General features: G+C 56.1%; 1 protein-coding gene. It reads right to left on the reverse strand.

Features of this window, described 5'->3' with window-relative positions; all coding sequences use genetic code 11:
- Positions 1-229, reverse strand: a 229-nt coding sequence (locus ACPYOI_RS37300; protein WP_481424334.1) for a hydantoinase/oxoprolinase N-terminal domain-containing protein, incomplete at its 3' end; no start/stop codon positions are given.
- Position 230: the final 1 nt, after the last annotated feature.

Genomic DNA, 230 nt, shown 5'->3' on the forward strand with positions numbered 1-230 from the left:
CATTTATAACGGTCGTCGAGGTCCGTTCGTATTCGCGGTATTCACGAACGATCTCATGCGACAGGGATATGTAGACGCCAGGTAACATCCGACGGAGGATTCCCCCCGCCTCTATTTCGTGCGTTGGATCGACATAGGAATGCATGAAGCAGACCGCGACGGTTTCTGCGCCGCATGCCTTGATGGCATAGGCTACAGCCTCGACCTCGGCGGGATCGATCGGCTTCAGC

Source organism: Rhizobium sp. SVR5-2C (assembly GCF_056755115.1).